Genomic DNA, 18,130 nt, shown 5'->3' with positions numbered 1-18,130 from the left:
TTTTAAGCTCCAAATTTTTCAGATTTATTCATCAGATCCATTAAAATATTCATCACATCCGCCCCTCTTATTCTGCAGAGACCTCCGGATGCTGCTGCTCTTTCATTGAACTTATTGACCTCATCAACTCTAATTTCAGGTCCTTTTATTATAATGGGCACTGGATCTCCGGTATGATCCATTATAGAAATTGGTGTTGCGTGATCTGCGGTTAAAATAAAGTAAATATCATCTATTTTCATTATTTCGCCTATTACCGAGTCTACTTTCTCAATAAATTTTAATTTTTCTCTCATTTCTCCATCGTGGCCAGCTTCATCTGCTCCATCTATGTTAATAAGGATAAAATCATAATCATTGCTATTTGCTGTATCTAAAATGCCTTTAGTAATGCTTTCAAGGTCTGTATCTATTCCGCCAGTTGCCCCTTCAACATCGATCAAATCCATTCCAGCTATTTTCCCAATTCCTTTTATAAGACCAGTTTCTGCTATACATGCAGATTTGAGTCCATATTTCTCATTAAATGGTGGAACATTTGGGACTGCCCCAACACCTCTTGGTAATATTACATTTGCTGGATTTTCTCCTTTATTTATTCTTTTAATGTTAACTGGATGATCCTTTAAAATATCATAGGACTTTTCAACGAATTTATTTAGAATATTGGCAGTTTTAACTGCTTCCGGAGAATTATCCAGAGGAATAACTTTCTTAGGGGGTTTTCCATCATGTTTTGGATCAGAATCAGACACTTTATCAGACAATCCTCTTCCTCTAAGTACAAGTACTGCTCTGTGACCTGTAGATTCTTTAAAAATTATTTCAACATCTTCAAAACCTTCTAATTTCATGGAATTAATGGATTCAGCTATCTCTTCTGTTCCTTCTCTGATTCTTCCGGCTCTCCTATCTGTGATAATGCCTTTTTCATTTTGAGTTGAAAAATTACATCTGAATGCTATATCGCCGGCTATGACCTCCACACCAATTCCTGCTGCTTCAAATGGACCTCTACCAGTATAAACTTCATATGGGTCATATCCAAGTATTGAAATATGTGAGGTATCACTTCCTGCCCTTATTCCTGGACTTATCGGATCCATAATCCCATTTATGCCCATTTCAGCTAATTTATCCATATTTGGTGTGTCTGCAGCTTCGAGAGGAGTTCTGTATCCAAGCTCCTTTAGTGGACGGTCCGCCATCCCATCTATTATCATTATGATTCCTTTCACATTATCACCTGACTAAAAGATTCATTCATCATTTTATTATAACATTAGTACCATAGCATTTCCTAAAATTGCCCCAGATATTGTTGCAAAAAGATTTACATGTTCATTAGTAATATAATTTCTTGATTCTAACAGAGCTCCCAGAATACTATCAATAAAACATCCCAGAGTTCCTGAAATAACTGCAATTTCTATTGCTTTAAAAGGATCAGGAGCTATTCCCAAAAGATAGGCAAAAACTCCTATAATTCCCGCCCCAACAACACCTGCTGCAGATCCAAGTGGAGAAACTCCACCATCTGTTCCTGGAGCGACTTTTTTAAAATTAGTTATAAGACGGGGAGCTTTATCAACAACCCCTACTTCGCTTGCTAAAGTATCTGCAGTAGCAACAGCTATAGAACCAACAAAACCTGCGTAATTACCAAACGCTGCCATGACAAAAGGAACTATACCATTTGAAATTACGTTCTTTATACTTCTTGTTCCTTCATAAACGCCGATTTCTTTCTTGTATTGATGTTTATATTTTGTGCACAGTAAACTGAGAAGCAGAAAAACAAATATTAAAAGAAGCCAGTTAATTCCGGCTGTAAAAATAATTATTATGCCCATTATAATCATGAAAATGGATCCATAAAGATCAAGGGCCCCTCTAATGTAAGTTACAAGCCCTATGATCACTACAAGGATCACATATTCCCAGATTATCATTTATCTCCCAGACATGAAAGTTTTTTAGTAGCTGACTATTTTGGTTCTTCTACTACTCGAGTTTTAATAATTTCAACTCTCTTTAAAGGATATATCTTCTTTGTTTCGTGATATATGCTTGATGCCATTTTTCCAGACACTACTGCTTCAACAAGTTCTGGAAAAGTCTTTCCTTCTACTGCTTCTTCGATTAATCTGCCCATGGTTTCTCTTATAAATTTCTGCTGGGATGATTTTGCCCTTTTAACAGTTATAGCAAGGATATGAACATTAACTGTGTAACCTTCTTTGGTTTTAACATCTGTAATTGCATCTATTCTACTTGTTCCTCTTCTGATCATGCTTCTAACATAATCTGTTGTTACATGATGCCCAACAAACTTGGTGTTTGCTGTATCTCCTGCAACATTGTTTATCTGGAAGTAGAGTTTAACATATTGTTTGGAGAAATCACCTGTTAATTCTCTCATTGATGATTCAACCCTTCTTTTTAAGAGCATATCAGGATCCCTTGAAGGAGTTGTTCCTATTTCAGCATCTCCAAATTCTGTTGGAGTCATAATCTTATACCATTTTTTCTCTTTCCACGTATCTCTTACTCTTCTACGTCTTGCTTTAGCCATATTTAATCACCTTTATCAATTTAATATAGTTCCTAATTCATTTTTATCAAGAATACTGCCTTTAATTTTAAAAGCAAAAAAGAACCTCCAATAGAAGCTCCATAAAACCATTAAATTAATGAAACTTAATTTAAAAATTACTTATTATACAATCTAATTTATGGTTTATAAATATATTGAAGAATTCAATAAATTTAAACACTGATTAAAAGTTAAGTTTCATCAATGTTAAATTAAAAATTTTAGTTTAAATTAAATTTAAAAATCCGCCCAAAGGTATATCTATTGTTTAGTAATCGCTGCTATTTATACTTTAAAATTTATCTATTGATAAATTTTAAGGTTCGAAAAACCGAAGTTTTTCTCAACTTTAAAAATCTATGATTTATTTTTTATTGTTCAGAAAATGTTGTCAAATCGAAGATTTCGGAGCACAAAAATTTTCAATTTTTGCAAGCTTAGCATTTCCTTCAATTTTAAAAGTTTTCCAAAAAAATAATAATTGGTATTAATTATCCGTTTTGATCGGTATACATTCTACCAGTTCCAGCACATGCAGGACAAACACCATTTCCCCCACATTTTATGCACTCATAATCGTCCCCAGTTACTTCTAATACCGGCCTTGTTCCAGTACCTCCACAACTTGAACATATGCCGCTTCCACCGCATTCATCGCATGTTGCTGTATGTGACTGAGTGCTCTGTTTAGTGGAACTTGAAGAAGAACTTTTTTTAGTGCTTGAACTTTTACTTGATGAACCAGTATTCTGATCATCAGGCTGATCGCTTACAGTTGAAGTATTTGTATCATCCCCTAAACTTATACATCCAGATATGCTTAAAGATGCCACTATAATGGCTACAAAAACTACTAAAATGCCATTTTTCATAATATAACCAGCTCCCAGATTCCAATAAAATTGCGTGGTTACACAATACTTTTTTGCTTTGTTAAATTAAAAAATAGAAAATAATGTGTATTACCCGTTTTGACTTGTATACATCCTTCCTGTTCCAGAACATGCAGGGCAAATGCCACTTCCTTCACATACTATGCACTCATAGATTTCATATCCATCTGGAGAAGTTTCTCCGTCTCCTCCACACCCCCAGCAGATACCATTTCCACCACATTCTGTGCATGTCTTTGTATTTGACTGGGTTCTCTTAGATGAACTTGAACTGGAACTTTTAGTTGTTGTTTTATCCGAACTGGATTGCTGATTAACACTGGATTGATCATCTGATGATGTAGAATCACCATCATCTAAACTTATACAGCCAGATATACTTATAGAAACAACTAACAGCATTATTATGGCCAATATACTTTTTTTCATGATTAACCTCCTATCCTCCTTGTTTTTCCTTTTTAAAATAAAAATTAAAAATCAGAGCTTAAAAAGCTCTAAAAATCTGTAAATGCCTCTAATTTAATGCGTACTATCTTTTGTTGAGGGTCTTCCAAATATCCTCCATAATATGATGAGAGTTCACCAAAGGGCGAAGTACTACCTGCCAGTAATGTATTATCATCCACAAAAGTAGTTTTATTTGTAACAATGTTTCCTGCCACATCATATCCAGTTACATTTATCTGGACAAACTCTACAGCTTTACTTCCACTATTTTTTACATAACCCTCAAATTTTACATCTGAACCTGTAAAAGTGTTTCTATAAACTTTATAGTCAACTATTTCCAAATTTGCATTTTTAGAAGCTACTGTTATTTCAGCAATATCTTCTGATGCAGTGAAATAATAATATACTGGTAGACCTACCACTAAAACCAGCAGCAAACACACTCCCCCTATAACTCCTATTAGACGAGTTTTACTCATGTGTCTGCCATGTTCATGGTACCACGTTGTCATTAAAACAACCAATATGGCCATAACTGCAACAATAAAATACATCATATTTCCAAGCCAGTATAATGGTACAAATATCAGTAAAAGCCAGGCAAAAATAATTGGTATTCTTAAACTAAGCCTCGTATATTTGCCTTTTAAAGTGTACCAGATTATAAACATGAGCAATGCTAAACCTATTGCAATAACGAATATTTTATCTTCCAGAGGCATAGCCATAAATGCTTCAATGTCATCGCCAGATATCTTTCCACCTTTAAGTACAGGAACAAACCCCTGAACCAGAGCATCAGAGGGATTAACATCCAGCATACTTTCAGAAGAGTTTATGCTATCCTGTGCAAAAGCAATGCCTGAAAAACCTAAAATCCCTAGGACTAAAAATATAATTAAAACATAATTAATTAGTTTCACTTTAAACCTCCCTTATGCCATTATAGTTACTAATAACATCATTCAATTATATAATTATTTGCAATTTCAGAGTTAATTATAAATTAATAAGACTAAAAAATAATATAATACTTTCTGTAAGCTGTAAAAATCATTTAATTAGAAATAATATGTAATTAGGGACATTAAATGAGTATAAAACAAAAATTTAGTTATAATGTAGATATAAATAAAGAAATAAGAATTATTACATCTTATCTGTTATGGTATATTAAAATTAAAGTTTAAATTAAGATTTTAAGGTTCATTATACAATATCATTGTTTAAATCAAAATAGAGGTTTTTTCATAAACTTGTAATGATTGACATATCTTTCTATAACTTCATCCACACTTCCTTGATCTTCAACAAGTTTAATCCCTGCATTTTTAAGACCAAATTTACCTTTCAACCCTGCTTGAGCACATATAACAACTTCACAGTCTTCTATAACATTTAGAGATTTTTTCCATTGATGTTTTTCACCCTTAATTTTAGGTGATTCCCTTTTTTCAATAAAATCAACTTTTTCTTCATCAAATTCATAGATCATGAATTCCTGCGCTTTCCCAAAATGTTCGACATCTTTATCATTGGATGTTGCAACAGCTATTTTCATAGTAATCCCTGTTTTGATATATCATAAATAATTGAAATATTTTTCTTATTTCACACAAACAAAAACAGGTTCCTACTTGCCACTCTTCATCTATAAAATCCGAAGAAATAAAGACTTCAAAAACATGTTCCTCAACCAAGTTAATGACATCTCCCATTCCAAAAACACCTAATTTGTGCTCATTAATCTCGAATCAAGAACTCCCTCTTCTTTTACCAAGTACACAAAGCTTGAATTAAATACATCTTTTTCTAAATGGGATTGTCATATCCACGCAAGCTGTCAAAATTTATCATTTTGACGCGGAAAACCCTTCATGTTTGTCAGTTTAAAGTCATTGTCAACTACAGTATCCACACTTACAATTCCTTCAATCCAGTTTTCTTTATTTAAACCATATCGAAAATAAGGACACGTCATCTTTTAAATGATTGTAAAACTTATTTAGAGTAATTTTTTACTCTTCAAGAGTTGTATTGTAATTTATTGCACTGAACATGCAGATTAACACATCGAATTACGCCCAAATCCATTTTTTTCATATAGCATTTAATAAAAGGAATATCCGGTAATTTTTCCCTTGCTATTTTTAACATTTCCTCATATCAATTAATGATTTTAAGTTCATTTTTTGGGAAAATAAGCACGTTCTCCTGTTCCACAGATTACATCAAGAAGTTCGTTGCCAGGATTACTTTTAAATGTTTTAATTGCCCATTTTATAAATTATGCTTCTTTTTGGTAATCTGTTTTTTCATATATTTTATCATAATACCTTGCAAACTTTTTATAAAGCTGTTCTTTTGCCATATCTGCATAGGTAAAAATAATTAAAAAAAAGGATTTTTATGTTATCCCTGATTATTCGCTTATTTTCTTAATTAAAGTTGCTACATTGTAGCCGAAGCGCCTGATAGTCTCCATTCCCTCATCATCATCCTGTACCTGTCCTGGTGAATGTCCAAAGACCATATTCCAGTAAGTTGAGCCCGGAACAATCATATCGTTAATAAAGAAGAACATCAACATCTCCTGAATTGTAGCTGTATGTCCTCCTCTTCTTGCAACGGCAATAGGACCCCCAACTTTCCATGATAAGAAATTATCAGAAGCTCTTGATACCATCCCTATCCTCTGTAATGCAGACATTATATCTCCACGTGCTGTTCCAAAGTAGACTGGTGATCCTACAATGAATCCATCAGCTTCTCTAATTTTTGATATGATCTCATTTAATCCATCTTTTTGGGAGCATTCACCCAATTCTCCACATCTTCCACATGCAATACATGATCTGATGTTTTTTCCCACAAATGGGATTATTTCTACTTCTAATCCTTCATCTTCTATGATTTTTGCGCATTCTTCAAGGACCTGGTAAGTATTTCCACTTGGTCTTGGGCTTGCAGATAGCATGATAACTTTTTTCATAAGAGTCTCCCTCCTAACATTCTTTAATTTTTCAAAATTACATATTTATTATATATTTTATAATTTAAATGGAGAACTATAAGAAATAAACCGATGAGATATATGAAAAAGAAAGATTTCAAACTATTTAATTGTCCAATAGGCCGGGAAATGACTTCCCATGATCCTGTATATGCAGATGGTTAAAACAAGAGAAAGCAGAGCTATATGGCACATTTGAGGTCAGTTCAAAATAATCAAACGACATAAAAAGAATAAAGATTAAGATTAAGGTTTTCACTAATTTAAATAGGTAAAAATAAGTTATTTAGACCCAATATCATTACATGACACATTATCTGTGGATTTCGGCCCTCTTAAATATCTATCCGATTTTATGGGCCACTAAAAGGTAAATCATTAGCATTTCACCAATACCCTATAATTTAATGTAAAAATAGATAATCAATTAATTTTCAGATTTTATGTAATTCTATCCTCTTTTTCAATAAGTTCAACTGGAATAGTAAAATAAAAAGTAGAACCTTTACTTAAATCTGATTCAACCCATACCCTACCACCATGACGAGCTATAATCCTTTTAACGATTGCAAGTCCAATTCCAGCACCTTTATACTCATCAATAGCATGTAATCGTTTAAATATTTCAAAGATTTTGTCTATATATTGTTCTTCTATTCCTATTCCATTATCATGAACACTAAAAATGAATTCATCATCTATTTTTCTTGCTGAAATATGAATTTTAGGTTTTTTTCCTTCCCTTCGGAATTTCAATGCATTACCAATGAGGTTCTCAAATACGCATGTAATCTGGTCAGGATCTGCTATTATTAATGGAAGTTTATCGTGAGTTATTTCGGCGTGACACTCTTCAATTGGAGGATGAAGATTAGATAAAGCATTATTAAGTGCCTCTTCACTGCTAAATTTCCTGAATTCTCTTCCCTGTGTTCCTAAACGAGAATAATCAAGCAGTCCCTGAATCATTTCTTTCATTCTTGAAGCACCTTTAATCATATAATCAAGGAAATCATCAGCATCCTTATCAAATTTACCTTCATAGCGCTGTTTCAGGAGACCCGCATAACTGGCCATAGTTCTTAATGGTTCCTGTAAATCATGACTTGTAATATAGGCAAAACTCTGCAGTTCCTCATTAGAATGCTTTAATTCTTGTACAGCTTCTTTTAATTGTTCTTTAGTCTTTTCATGCTTTGTAATATCATTTAATATCACCAATACAGAATTAGAGCCATTAGTGTTAAGTATAGGTGCAGCCAATACATCATAAACTTTGTCTAACCTTAATAAATGCTGTTTCCATTCGACGACGTTGCCTTCAAAAGCTTTTTGAATTTTGCATCCCGCGCAGATATCAGTCTTATTATAAAAATATTCATAACAATTCTGTCCTTTATTTATTCCAAAATCTTTTTCCATTGCAGGATTAATATAGTCCAATTCATAATTACTATTTACAACACATATCCTATTTTTCGTGGTGTTAAGAATAGTATTTAGCTTATCTCTTTCAATTTGAAGATCTAATGTACGTGCTTTGACTTGTTCTTCAAAATTATCTCGAGATTTTTTTAATTCCTCTTCAACTTTTTTACGTTTAGTAATATCCGTGAAAAATGCTATAAAATGTTTATTTCTGGGTGAAAAGGCAGAGATTTCAAAATATTTGTCTAAAGAAGGTATGGGATATTCAAAAATAGTTGATTCACCGGTTAGAGCCACTTTTCCATAAATTTTAATTATATCAGCAACTTCTTCAGGGACAAGGACATCTGTGACTTTTTTATTTAAAACTTCCTTTCTTTTAAGCCCTGTTAAATTTTCAAATGCGTTATTAACTTCCAAGTAAACAAAATCCACTGGTTCTCCATTTTCATCAGTGAATATTTTGCATAGGGCAAAACCCAGGAGGGGATTATTGAAAAACTGCCTATAACGTTCGTTGCTCTCTTTAATTTTTTTTTCTGCTTCTTTCTGCTTTGTAATATCCTGAAATATACAGTGGGTTCTTTGAAAATTGCCCCTTTCGTCGTGACTTATTTTACCATTAAATTCTGCAATTATAATAGAGCCATTTTTGTGTTTCATTTCAAATTCTATATTACAAATTTCTCCTTTAGCTTTAAATTTTGGAAAATTTTCCAGAAATTTTTCAGCATTATTAGTTTTTAAGAAATCAACAAACCATTTTCCAATAACTTCATCTCTTGAATATCCCAGAGTATCAAGCCATGCTTGATTAACTTCAGTGATAAATCCTGATTCATCTAAAGATTGATATGGCAATGGAGCATCCTGATACATTAACTGAAACTTTTCTTCACTTTCTTTTAATTTTTTATCAAGTTCGTGCTTATAAAGAGCGGTTTCTATTGTGTTTACAATTACATCCTGACTAAAGGGTTTGGTGAGAAATCCATATGGTTTTGTTAGTTTAGCTCTTTTTAAGGTTTTTTTATCGGAAAGAGCGGTTAAATAAATAATAGGAATATCAGAAAAAGTCATTATTTTACGGGCAGCTTCAATACCATCTAATTCTCCTCTAAGAAATATATCCATAAGTATTAAGTCTGGTTTAAGTTCTTTTGCTTTTTGAATAGCTTCTTTTCCTTCAAAAGCAGTTGAAACTACTTCAAAACCCATGCTTTTCAATGTACTTTTAATATCTGCTGCTGTAATAGCTTCATCTTCAACAATCATAATTTTAGTGGGCATGATTTATCATAATTTTTTTATTTATCACTGAATTTATATTTAATTAAATATATTGTCTCTATGTTTTGGTGTTATTTCCGGTGTTTAAACTGTATATAACTATTTAAAGAATTAAAAGCATTATTTAGGCCGTAAATGTGAGTGCATGCGGTTGATTCATAGCAGGTAACGAAAATAGCACTTAATGAATGTTGAGAAGTTTATTATTTAACTGCGATGTTCAGCAAGATAAAATTTTTTCCACGCAAAGATTTCATTATTCTTAAAAATCAATTCCATAAGTCCTACCATTATTCTCCATCATAAAAATTAAAATTCACTCATTTAGATCTATAAAGCAGACATTTGTTATCTTTATATAAACTATGGTATTTGTAAACTATGGAAATAATCATTTAATTTTTAAATGACTATTACCCTTTAATTGTATTATACTATTTAACAGCGCGGTTTCAGCCTTTGATACCAAAAATGGATCGAATTACCTTTATTCTTCTTACAATTTCAATTGTAAGAATTGTTAGTACAAAACTTATCCCCATAATTAGAATTATTTGTAGAACTATCATATTTGGTATAAACCCAATAATGTAATATGCCAGGATATTAATCCATGCAATATGGAAAATATATATGGGGAATGATGCTGCTGAAAGATATAGAGTGATTGAATTTTTAAATTCCAAATAATGCTTACCCATTCCCATTATACCCAATATTCCAATCCATAAAATAAAGTTAGTAAACAATGATGGGATTAAAATTGAAACTAAACTTACATTGCTCGCTGTAGGTGCTGCAGATCCTCCTGCTGAATTCATTATATAAAAAGATAGATATATGCTCATTAAACCAATAAATGATATGAATAAAGGCCATCTTTTATCTTCCAGCTTTTCCTGAATACCATCATCAGATAGGAAGAAGTATCCAAATAAAAATAACAGGAAAAACTGAACCAAGCTTTTTTCAGGATAAAAATTCAGGAAAAAATTTCCAATAGCTAATGGTATAAAGAGTAATAACAATTTAGGTACTGTTACTTTTTCCAGTGGAATTCTCCATTCTCCATTTTTATATTTCATAATAATTGGAAGTGCAACAAGAGAAATTATAAAAAGGTACAATAAAAACCACAATGGACCAAGACCTATACCTTCTGCAAAATAAGTAAACCAGTTGGTAATAAAGTTCCACCACATTGTAAGGAATCCTGCTGTATAACCATTATAAAGAAAACCAAAATATACTGAGACTGATACTACAAAAACAACACCCGAAATCATTGGAATTAGGAGTTTTGATACTCTTTCTTTAATATATAACTTGGGAGTCCTTTTTTTTAATGAATAAAATGTAGCAATTCCTGCTATCGCAAATAACAGTTGCATAAACCAAATAGAAAACGATAAAATAAAGATATTGGCAAAAAGATAATTACCAGCATTTATGATGTATGAACCTAGTGGAGTATACAATAATAATGTGTGATACGGGAATAGAATCAAAATTATTAACCAACGTAAATTATCCAAATAATACTTTCTCATTTTTTTTCCTTCCTATTTTAATAAATTAAATAGAAATTTATCAAGAATCTTCATTTAATCTTAATAATATCCATTTAAATATGTTTTATAATATTAATATATGAAATATTTATCATTATATATAAAATATTTACTATTATAACACATAAAGTTAAATTATTTTATTTATTTAGATATATTTTTTTATTATTAAGATTTAGTTCAAATTAGTCTTTTATATTGCAATTTTCAATTCACTTCAATTAATTTTTAAGTTGAAAGTAAAAATACATTAACATATAGTAAAGTTTATATAACATTATGTAAAGTATATTTTACTTGAGGAAGAAAATGAACAATATTTTTAATATCAATAAAAAAGCCGTTTTTGCTATCTATATCATTCTAAACCTATTTTTTGTTGGAGTAGGAATGGGTATCCCATTTTTTTGCGTGTTATTTGGATTTCCAGTTGGATGGTACATAGCAAAAAGATTAAAAAATAATGAACAAAATTTAGAGACTCTTTTAACCATAATTTTAAAATATGCATTTATTACATCCACCTTTACATTTATACTAATGCTAATCATCTGGGGACCTATAAGTACAATGCTTCTAAATCCCTATGCAGATTTTATTAATTTTGGGATTCCATTAATTCTTTATGACCCCAAAATAAGTTTTATTGGCTGGATACTCCTTATGATATTCATATCTCCATTTTTACAGTTAATTATCACCATTTTCGCTTCAAATGTGACATTATGGAGATCATCTAAAAATATAATAAATGAATGAAGATGAGGAAAAAGCAAGGCTTTTTCCGACTACAAAGAATAAAAAACTTTCGGAAATTTACAATTTTCGATGCCTACAAAACCGAAGGTTTTGTGGCCATAAAAACTAAAGGTTTTTACATACCCAAACGCGAAGCGTTTGAGGGTTTTTGAGGTGAATAATATGAATCCAAATTCGGGAACAGTAATGAAAATACTATCAATATTTGAGTCAGGTTTATTTATAAAGATTCTATCTGTCTTTATTACTGGTTTATGGCTTGCAGGATTGATATTAGGGAATATTTATGTTATAATACTCGCCATTATACTTTTGAGTGCAGAGGGAGTTGTTTTATACATAAATAGAGATAATTTAGAAGAAATATTTAGAGGAGATAGTACTGTTATTGTTGAAGATGAAAGAACTCAATTAATTAACGAAAAAGCCTCTACAATGACTTTAGGAATTCTTATAGCTGTTATGATCTATGCAGGGATAATTATAGTTGCTTTAAGGAACGTTTATCCCCAATTTTTACAGGCAGGATATACTCTATTTGTACTGGCATTTTTCTGCTTTGTACTATACTTTGTATCTAGATCATATTACAGTAGAAAATATTAACCAAATTTAAGGTGATATAATGAAAAACTATAAGATTTTAAGAGTAATTATCGCTATATTTGTTGGAATAGTAGTAGGATTATCTGTTACAATGGGAGAAATAATTCCCGCTATCTTAGCTATTGTAATTGGCGCTATGGCCTCCTATATTTATAAAAAGAATACTGATGAAACTTTAGAAGATGAAAGAATAATTAAAATAAGTGAAAAAGCATCTCGAATGGCAATGGTGCTTTTTTCTATCTCTATAGCCATTATAGGATTATTTTTCATTACACTACGAAATGAATATCCAGATTTTACCCAGGCTGGTTATACTCTTTCCTATGCATCTGTTGCCTTGTTGACCTTATATTACATCTTCTATGGATATTACAATAAAAAATATGGTTATTGATATTTATGAAAAATAATCTCAAGGTATATCGAGCCATGCAAAACTTAACTCAAGAAGATCTTGCTAAAATACTTGGAGTCACCAGACAAACTATTATCGCAATAGAAAAAGACAAATATGACCCGTCTTTAGTTCTGGCATTTAAAATAGCAGAATTTTTCAATGTACAAATAGAAGACATTTTCATTTACAAAGAAGACCAAGAATGAACTTTTTATGAGGCAATCATATGACTAAAATTAAAAATAGAGATTGGAAAGATTATTTCAAAACAAGATTATATATTGCTTCATTTATTTTAGCACTGGTTGGATGGTTCATTTTATTTGTTATTTTATTTGGACAATTCTTTGAAAATGAACTTCTTACCTTAGAAAAAACGATAGAAACACCTTATTTTTTATGGGGATTCCGAATATCTATTTTAGCGCTTGTTATTCTAATAATTAAGGGAAAGAGAAGAATTAAAATGTTCTTTATAAACAAAAGCGTCAAGTGGACAATATACATTGTGTATGCTATCGGTGCTTTAGGCTGGTTAGCATGGATTTTAAGTCTGTTATTATAACCACTGAAAAATAGACCTCCCATAAAATTAGAAAAAATATATCATTGGAGACATTTTTATGGAAATTTTCAAGAACTCATACAATTATAAATCATTTTTAAAACTTTTAGCTAAAATAATAGTTGTATTAACAGCCATACAGCTTTTGAGAGTGTTTGTAATGGATGGATTATGGTACTTACTTAAACCGGGACAAGATATTCTATTATTTCAGATTTTAAATGGAATATCATTTTTAATAGTTGGATTATTGCTTTTAGGAATATTTAGACCATCATTAAGAGATTTAAGCTTAAATTTAGATGATGTTAACAAGAAAACAATGCTAATATACTTTACAGGGTTAGTAGCACTTCCCATTTTTATATTTTTGCCAATTATTATGGGTGCTAAATTTGATGTTCTTATTATAAGTTTGATATTTGGAATTGTTGTACCTGCATTTGAAGAGCTTTTATTTAGAGGATATCTATGGAATAATGTTCAAAATTCCCTAAAAACAAAAAATTCATGTATAATTACATGGATTATCATCACATTATCCTTTGGACTATGGCATATTGGTTATATGGATGTATTTTTGATTCACCCAAAAGAATTCACTTTAATGCCCCTAATTATAAGTAAAATAATGATCGGATTGTTATTAGGCACTATTGTAGGGTATATACGTTTAAAAACGGGTAAAGTTTACGGATCATTTCTCTTCCATGGTTTCTGGAATGTTTTTGCACCATAAATTCTAAATCTTATAATTAAATTTAGAAAAATCTACAGTTTTGAAAGATTTCTGAACATTAAAAATTTTGAATTTTTAAAGTTGAGATAAACCTTGGTTTTTCGAACCTTAAAATTTTACTAAGTAAAAATTTAAAGTAATTTACGATTAGAACGTTCTTTAGCACATGAAACATTGCTCTGAGGGATTTTAATGTTCTGTGAAGTTTCAATACCCATTTTATCAAGAACAGCTTTTGTATCAACCTTTGTACAGACACAACCATCCTTTAAGAGTGGTACTCCCTGACAGTGGAATTTTGAAAGTTTCATCATTGCCAGATTCAGATCCTGGTAACAGGCTACGCCCAAAACTGCTTTAAACTCATTTTCTTTGACAATTTTCTTTAAAAATGTTGATCCCGGAATGATAAATACATTATAACCTTTGTACTCTGCTTTATTCTTTAAAACGCCTATTACGCATCGATTGCAGTCAGTACAATGAAGACCAGTAGAATCCAGCTTTGCTTCGCATTTTGGACTTCTCAGGCAGTGCGGAAGGATTAAAACTTTATCTTTATCATCTATTTTATCAAAAGATTTTTCATTGACTTTATTTCTAACTTCAACGCCAATTTGATCTACAATTTTTTCATCAACCCCTACATTTCCGGCAAATTTTTTGAATAATCCATAAAACACATCTATTGTAAATAGAAGAAGTCTGGGAAAAATAAGCCTTTCCTGCCTTATAAGCATTCTTCCAAGAATAAGCGTCACTGATAGCAGTATTAAAATCGAAATACCTGCAATGAACACTATCTGTCCAAAAATCTGATAAAAATCATAGATCAGCATATTATACACTTAAACCTTTTTTTATTATATTAAACTAATGTTTACCAGAAATCTAAGGAGATCTGGCAATTAAATTCAAAATTTTTCAACTTTAAAATCCTTAATGACCCCATCAATATTAACACCTTCATTTGAGGCTGATATCTCAAGGCCAGAAAGATCTTCGCATGCACATAATATATCCTGCTCCGGATGGGTTCCTGGAACTATATTACAGTTCAGACGAACATGGTCTCCTGTGGCTACAACCATTGGAAGTCTGTTTGAAGTTGGGTGATTTTCTGGAAGAACAGTAATTGGGGCATTTAATTCTCTTAGAAGATAAATCATGCATCGAATTCCTTTTTCGGCTTTTTCACCCGAATCAAAGGAAGAAACTGCAATTAAATCTTCAGGTTCAAGAAATACTACTATCTCTTCTTTATTCGGCATCCCTATGAAAATCTGTTTTTTATTTCCGGCTTTCACAATGCCAAGTTCTCCAGAATTTCCAATTAAAAATAAAATCTCATCTGGAGTTATTCTAATGCTTCTACGTTCTCTGACTGACATGCAGGGCAAACTACTTTTCTTCCAATTCCTTTAAACTCGTTTCCACAATCCATGCATCTGTATCTTTTTGTTTTAAGTTTCTTCATTTTAATGTCAGCCATTGGTCCTCCAACAGTACACATATTATATCACCAGTTGAGCTTATGTAATTGGTATTATTTATTCTTTAGGTTATTCATTTTTCAATTATTTCTAAAATATTATTAAAACTATGTAGAAATAATAATATTGACAATATATTTATGGATGTAATTTCATTATATATATTAACTAAAAAATCCTAGTTTACAGATTAAAAAAATAATTTTAGAGCAATAAACGGTGAGACTATTGAAAAACCTTATTTTTCCTTTTTCAGCAATTGTAGGTCAAGAAAACATTAAAAAAGCATTAATATTAAATGCAATAAATCCAAGTATTGGTGGAGTCCTTATTAAAGGAGACAAAGGAACAGGCAAAACCACAGCAGTAAGGGCGCTTGCTGACCTTTTACCATCTATAAAAGTTGTTAAAGGCTGTCCATTTAACTGTGATCCTGATGATGAAGGATCACTATGTGATGCATGTATATCTGAAGATATGAAGGTTGAAGAAAAAAAAATGAGAGTGGTGGAGCTTCCCCTGGGTTCAACTGAGGATCGTGTTGTTGGATCAATAAACATTGAAAAAGCTCTTAAAGAAGGTACAAAGGCCCTGGAACCAGGGATACTTGCAGAGGCCAATAGGAACATACTTTATATCGACGAAATAAACCTTCTGGATGATAACATTGTGGATGTTCTGCTGGATGCTGCTGCTTATGGTGTGAACATTGTAGAAAGAGAGGGAATTTCATTATCCCATCCATCCAAATTTATACTTGTTGGAACTATGAACCCTGCAGAAGGGGAGCTTAGACCTCAGCTTTCGGATCGGATTGGTCTTCATATCATAGTGCATAGTATCATGGAAATTGAAGACCGTATAGAAATAATGGCACGTAGAGAAGAGTTTGAAAGGAATCCTGCAGGATTTGTAGAGAAATTTAAATCTGAACAAAATAAAATACTGGAAAATATTTTAAGTGCCAGAAATCTGCTTGAAGATGTAAAAGTATCTTCAGACATTATGAAAGCCATAGCGCTGGTCTGTGTTAATATAGGGGTCGACGGACATCGGGCAGACATTGCTATTTTAAAAACCGCTAAAACCATTGCAGCTTACAATAATCGTAATGAAGTCAATTATGATGATTTAGAGGAAGCAATGCTACTTGTCCTTGGAGAAAGACTTCCAAAATCATATGGTCAGGACAAAATCAAAGAAATGCTGGAAAAAGCGGTTTCAGATATTGAGGAAGAAGAAAAGGAAAAAAATGATGATAAGGAAGATTCATCATCTGAACAAGAACAAAATGGTAATGGTGATTTGAATCCAGATAACGGAGAGGACCCTCAAGAAGAAAATCAACTTGAGGAAGAACAAAAGACTGGAAGCGCTCGAACTCCTATTGAACAGCCCGATAATCAGGAAGAAGGGAAAAAAGGGATGATGCTTAAAAGCCTTGAAGAAGAGGAAAACATCGTAGAAACCGATGCAGAGGAGATTGATATAAAAAAGCTCCTTAAAATGAAAGGCAAAACTAAAAACAGATTATATGGAAAAAGAGTTGATTCTAAGACCCAAAAAGGCAAGTACATAAAAAGTAAGGTTCCTAAAAAGGTTTCTCGTGATATAGCAATAGATGCAACATTAAGGGCTGCGGCAGTTAAATCAGAGGGCAGTATAAAAGTTGAAAATGAACATCTGCGCGAAAAAGTAAGAAAACATGGTGCAAGAGCATCAATAGCTCTTGTAGTAGATATAAGCGGATCCATGTTCTCTGATCGAAAAGCAAATAAAGTTAAAGGCATTTTAAATCAGTTAATTGATGATACCGCAAGACATAAAGATAAGTTAAGTGTTGTTGGGTTTAAAGGCCACGATGCAGAGGTTATAATTCCAACAACCAGACGGGCAACATCATTCAAAGAACATGTGGACAATATTAGGGTTGGAGGTACAACTCCCCTGGCATCTGGGCTTAAAAAAGGACTTGAATTACTGAAAAAAGAGAAATTCACCAATGAATATGTTCCTATGATGGTGATTTTAACAGATGGTATGCCTAATGTGGGATTCAAAGAAGGACCTACCCAGGATGCTGTTAAGATTGCAGAAAGCCTGAAAGAAAATGATATAACAACAATAGTTGTAAATTTTGAAAAAACCGTAAAATTTGGTAGGGATACCAATATGGAGTTAGCCTTAGCTTCAGGTGGAAAATATTATGATTTAGAGAATATTAAGGATCCTAAAATTGCAGTATCAAAAATAGTTGATCATGAGCGATCTACACTTTAAAGCTCGATTTCAAGCTTATTTATTAAAAATCATATATTAAAAAA

General features: G+C 31.7%; 20 protein-coding genes. 7 read left to right on the top strand and 13 right to left on the bottom strand.

Going from position 1 to position 18,130, the window contains the following annotated elements; all coding sequences use genetic code 11:
• Positions 1-2: 2 nt before the first annotated feature.
• The 10 genes from QMD61_03000 to QMD61_02955 all read right to left on the bottom strand — a co-directional run bounded on the left by QMD61_03000 (position 3) and on the right by QMD61_02955 (position 11,223).
• Positions 3-1,238, bottom strand: a complete 1,236-nt coding sequence (locus tag QMD61_03000; protein ID MDI6723596.1) for a 2,3-bisphosphoglycerate-independent phosphoglycerate mutase — start codon at positions 1,236-1,238, stop codon at positions 3-5.
• Between the two features lie 36 nt (positions 1,239-1,274).
• The gene (locus tag QMD61_02995) at positions 1,275-1,952 is read right to left on the bottom strand and encodes a TIGR00297 family protein (protein ID MDI6723595.1); all 678 of its coding nucleotides are present in this window, start codon (positions 1,950-1,952) and stop codon (positions 1,275-1,277) included.
• A 35-nt stretch (positions 1,953-1,987) separates the two neighbouring features.
• Positions 1,988-2,575 (bottom strand): 30S ribosomal protein S3ae, encoded by a 588-nt coding sequence (locus QMD61_02990; protein ID MDI6723594.1) that lies wholly within the window; start codon positions 2,573-2,575, stop codon positions 1,988-1,990.
• Between the two features lie 512 nt (positions 2,576-3,087).
• Positions 3,088-3,468 carry a hypothetical protein gene (locus QMD61_02985; protein MDI6723593.1) on the bottom strand — a complete coding sequence of 127 codons (381 nt, stop codon included), beginning with the start codon at positions 3,466-3,468 and terminating at the stop codon, positions 3,088-3,090.
• Positions 3,469-3,558: 90 nt separating this feature from the next.
• Positions 3,559-3,918 (bottom strand): hypothetical protein, encoded by a 360-nt coding sequence (locus tag QMD61_02980; protein MDI6723592.1) that lies wholly within the window; start codon positions 3,916-3,918, stop codon positions 3,559-3,561.
• Between the two features lie 68 nt (positions 3,919-3,986).
• A complete protein-coding gene (locus tag QMD61_02975; protein ID MDI6723591.1) occupies positions 3,987-4,865 on the bottom strand; it encodes a hypothetical protein in 879 nt (292 codons plus the stop codon).
• Between the two features lie 308 nt (positions 4,866-5,173).
• Positions 5,174-5,503 (bottom strand): NifB/NifX family molybdenum-iron cluster-binding protein, encoded by a 330-nt coding sequence (locus QMD61_02970; GenBank protein ID MDI6723590.1) that lies wholly within the window; start codon positions 5,501-5,503, stop codon positions 5,174-5,176.
• Between the two features lie 861 nt (positions 5,504-6,364).
• Positions 6,365-6,934, bottom strand: a complete 570-nt coding sequence (locus QMD61_02965) for a flavodoxin family protein (GenBank protein ID MDI6723589.1) — start codon at positions 6,932-6,934, stop codon at positions 6,365-6,367.
• 462 nt (positions 6,935-7,396) lie between these two features.
• Positions 7,397-9,673, bottom strand: coding sequence for a PAS domain S-box protein (locus QMD61_02960; GenBank protein ID MDI6723588.1), 2,277 nt, complete (start codon positions 9,671-9,673; stop codon positions 7,397-7,399).
• A gap of 452 nt (positions 9,674-10,125) precedes the next feature.
• Positions 10,126-11,223 (bottom strand): acyltransferase family protein, encoded by a 1,098-nt coding sequence (locus QMD61_02955; protein MDI6723587.1) that lies wholly within the window; start codon positions 11,221-11,223, stop codon positions 10,126-10,128.
• Between the two features lie 330 nt (positions 11,224-11,553).
• On the opposite strand from QMD61_02955, the gene QMD61_02950 reads away from it, so the two are divergent.
• From QMD61_02950 to QMD61_02925, 6 genes are all read left to right on the top strand, one after another.
• Complete coding sequence (locus QMD61_02950; protein ID MDI6723586.1) at positions 11,554-12,003, top strand: hypothetical protein; 450 nt, start codon at positions 11,554-11,556, stop codon at positions 12,001-12,003.
• Positions 12,004-12,165: 162 nt separating this feature from the next.
• A complete protein-coding gene (locus QMD61_02945) occupies positions 12,166-12,609 on the top strand; it encodes a DUF2178 domain-containing protein (protein ID MDI6723585.1) in 444 nt (147 codons plus the stop codon).
• A gap of 19 nt (positions 12,610-12,628) precedes the next feature.
• Positions 12,629-13,006: a DUF2178 domain-containing protein gene (locus QMD61_02940; GenBank protein ID MDI6723584.1), complete on the top strand. Its 378-nt coding sequence runs from the start codon at positions 12,629-12,631 to the stop codon at positions 13,004-13,006.
• A gap of 5 nt (positions 13,007-13,011) precedes the next feature.
• Positions 13,012-13,215, top strand: a complete 204-nt coding sequence (locus tag QMD61_02935; GenBank protein ID MDI6723583.1) for a helix-turn-helix transcriptional regulator — start codon at positions 13,012-13,014, stop codon at positions 13,213-13,215.
• 20 nt (positions 13,216-13,235) lie between these two features.
• A complete protein-coding gene (locus tag QMD61_02930; GenBank protein ID MDI6723582.1) occupies positions 13,236-13,574 on the top strand; it encodes a hypothetical protein in 339 nt (112 codons plus the stop codon).
• Positions 13,575-13,632: 58 nt separating this feature from the next.
• Positions 13,633-14,313 carry a CPBP family intramembrane metalloprotease gene (locus QMD61_02925; GenBank protein ID MDI6723581.1) on the top strand — a complete coding sequence of 227 codons (681 nt, stop codon included), beginning with the start codon at positions 13,633-13,635 and terminating at the stop codon, positions 14,311-14,313.
• A gap of 131 nt (positions 14,314-14,444) precedes the next feature.
• Here QMD61_02925 and QMD61_02920 read toward each other — a convergent pair whose 3' ends face one another.
• The 3 genes from QMD61_02920 to QMD61_02910 form a co-directional block, all read right to left on the bottom strand.
• Positions 14,445-15,152: a DUF116 domain-containing protein gene (locus QMD61_02920; GenBank protein ID MDI6723580.1), complete on the bottom strand. Its 708-nt coding sequence runs from the start codon at positions 15,150-15,152 to the stop codon at positions 14,445-14,447.
• A 75-nt stretch (positions 15,153-15,227) separates the two neighbouring features.
• On the bottom strand, positions 15,228-15,704 hold the full coding sequence (locus QMD61_02915; protein ID MDI6723579.1) for a hypothetical protein: 477 nt from the start codon (positions 15,702-15,704) through the stop codon (positions 15,228-15,230).
• The gene (locus QMD61_02910) at positions 15,671-15,826 is read right to left on the bottom strand and encodes a hypothetical protein (GenBank protein MDI6723578.1); all 156 of its coding nucleotides are present in this window, start codon (positions 15,824-15,826) and stop codon (positions 15,671-15,673) included. Before QMD61_02910 ends, QMD61_02915 begins: the two co-directional genes overlap by 34 nt.
• 199 nt (positions 15,827-16,025) lie before the next feature.
• Here QMD61_02910 and QMD61_02905 point away from each other — a divergent pair, with 199 nt between their 5' ends.
• Complete coding sequence (locus tag QMD61_02905; protein MDI6723577.1) at positions 16,026-18,086, top strand: VWA domain-containing protein; 2,061 nt, start codon at positions 16,026-16,028, stop codon at positions 18,084-18,086.
• Positions 18,087-18,130: the final 44 nt, after the last annotated feature.

This window comes from Methanobacterium sp., from assembly GCA_030017655.1.
Classification (GTDB): domain Archaea; phylum Methanobacteriota; class Methanobacteria; order Methanobacteriales; family Methanobacteriaceae; genus Methanobacterium_D.
Note: the sequence above shows the minus strand (reverse complement) of the source record. Positions and strands in the feature narration are given on the sequence as shown.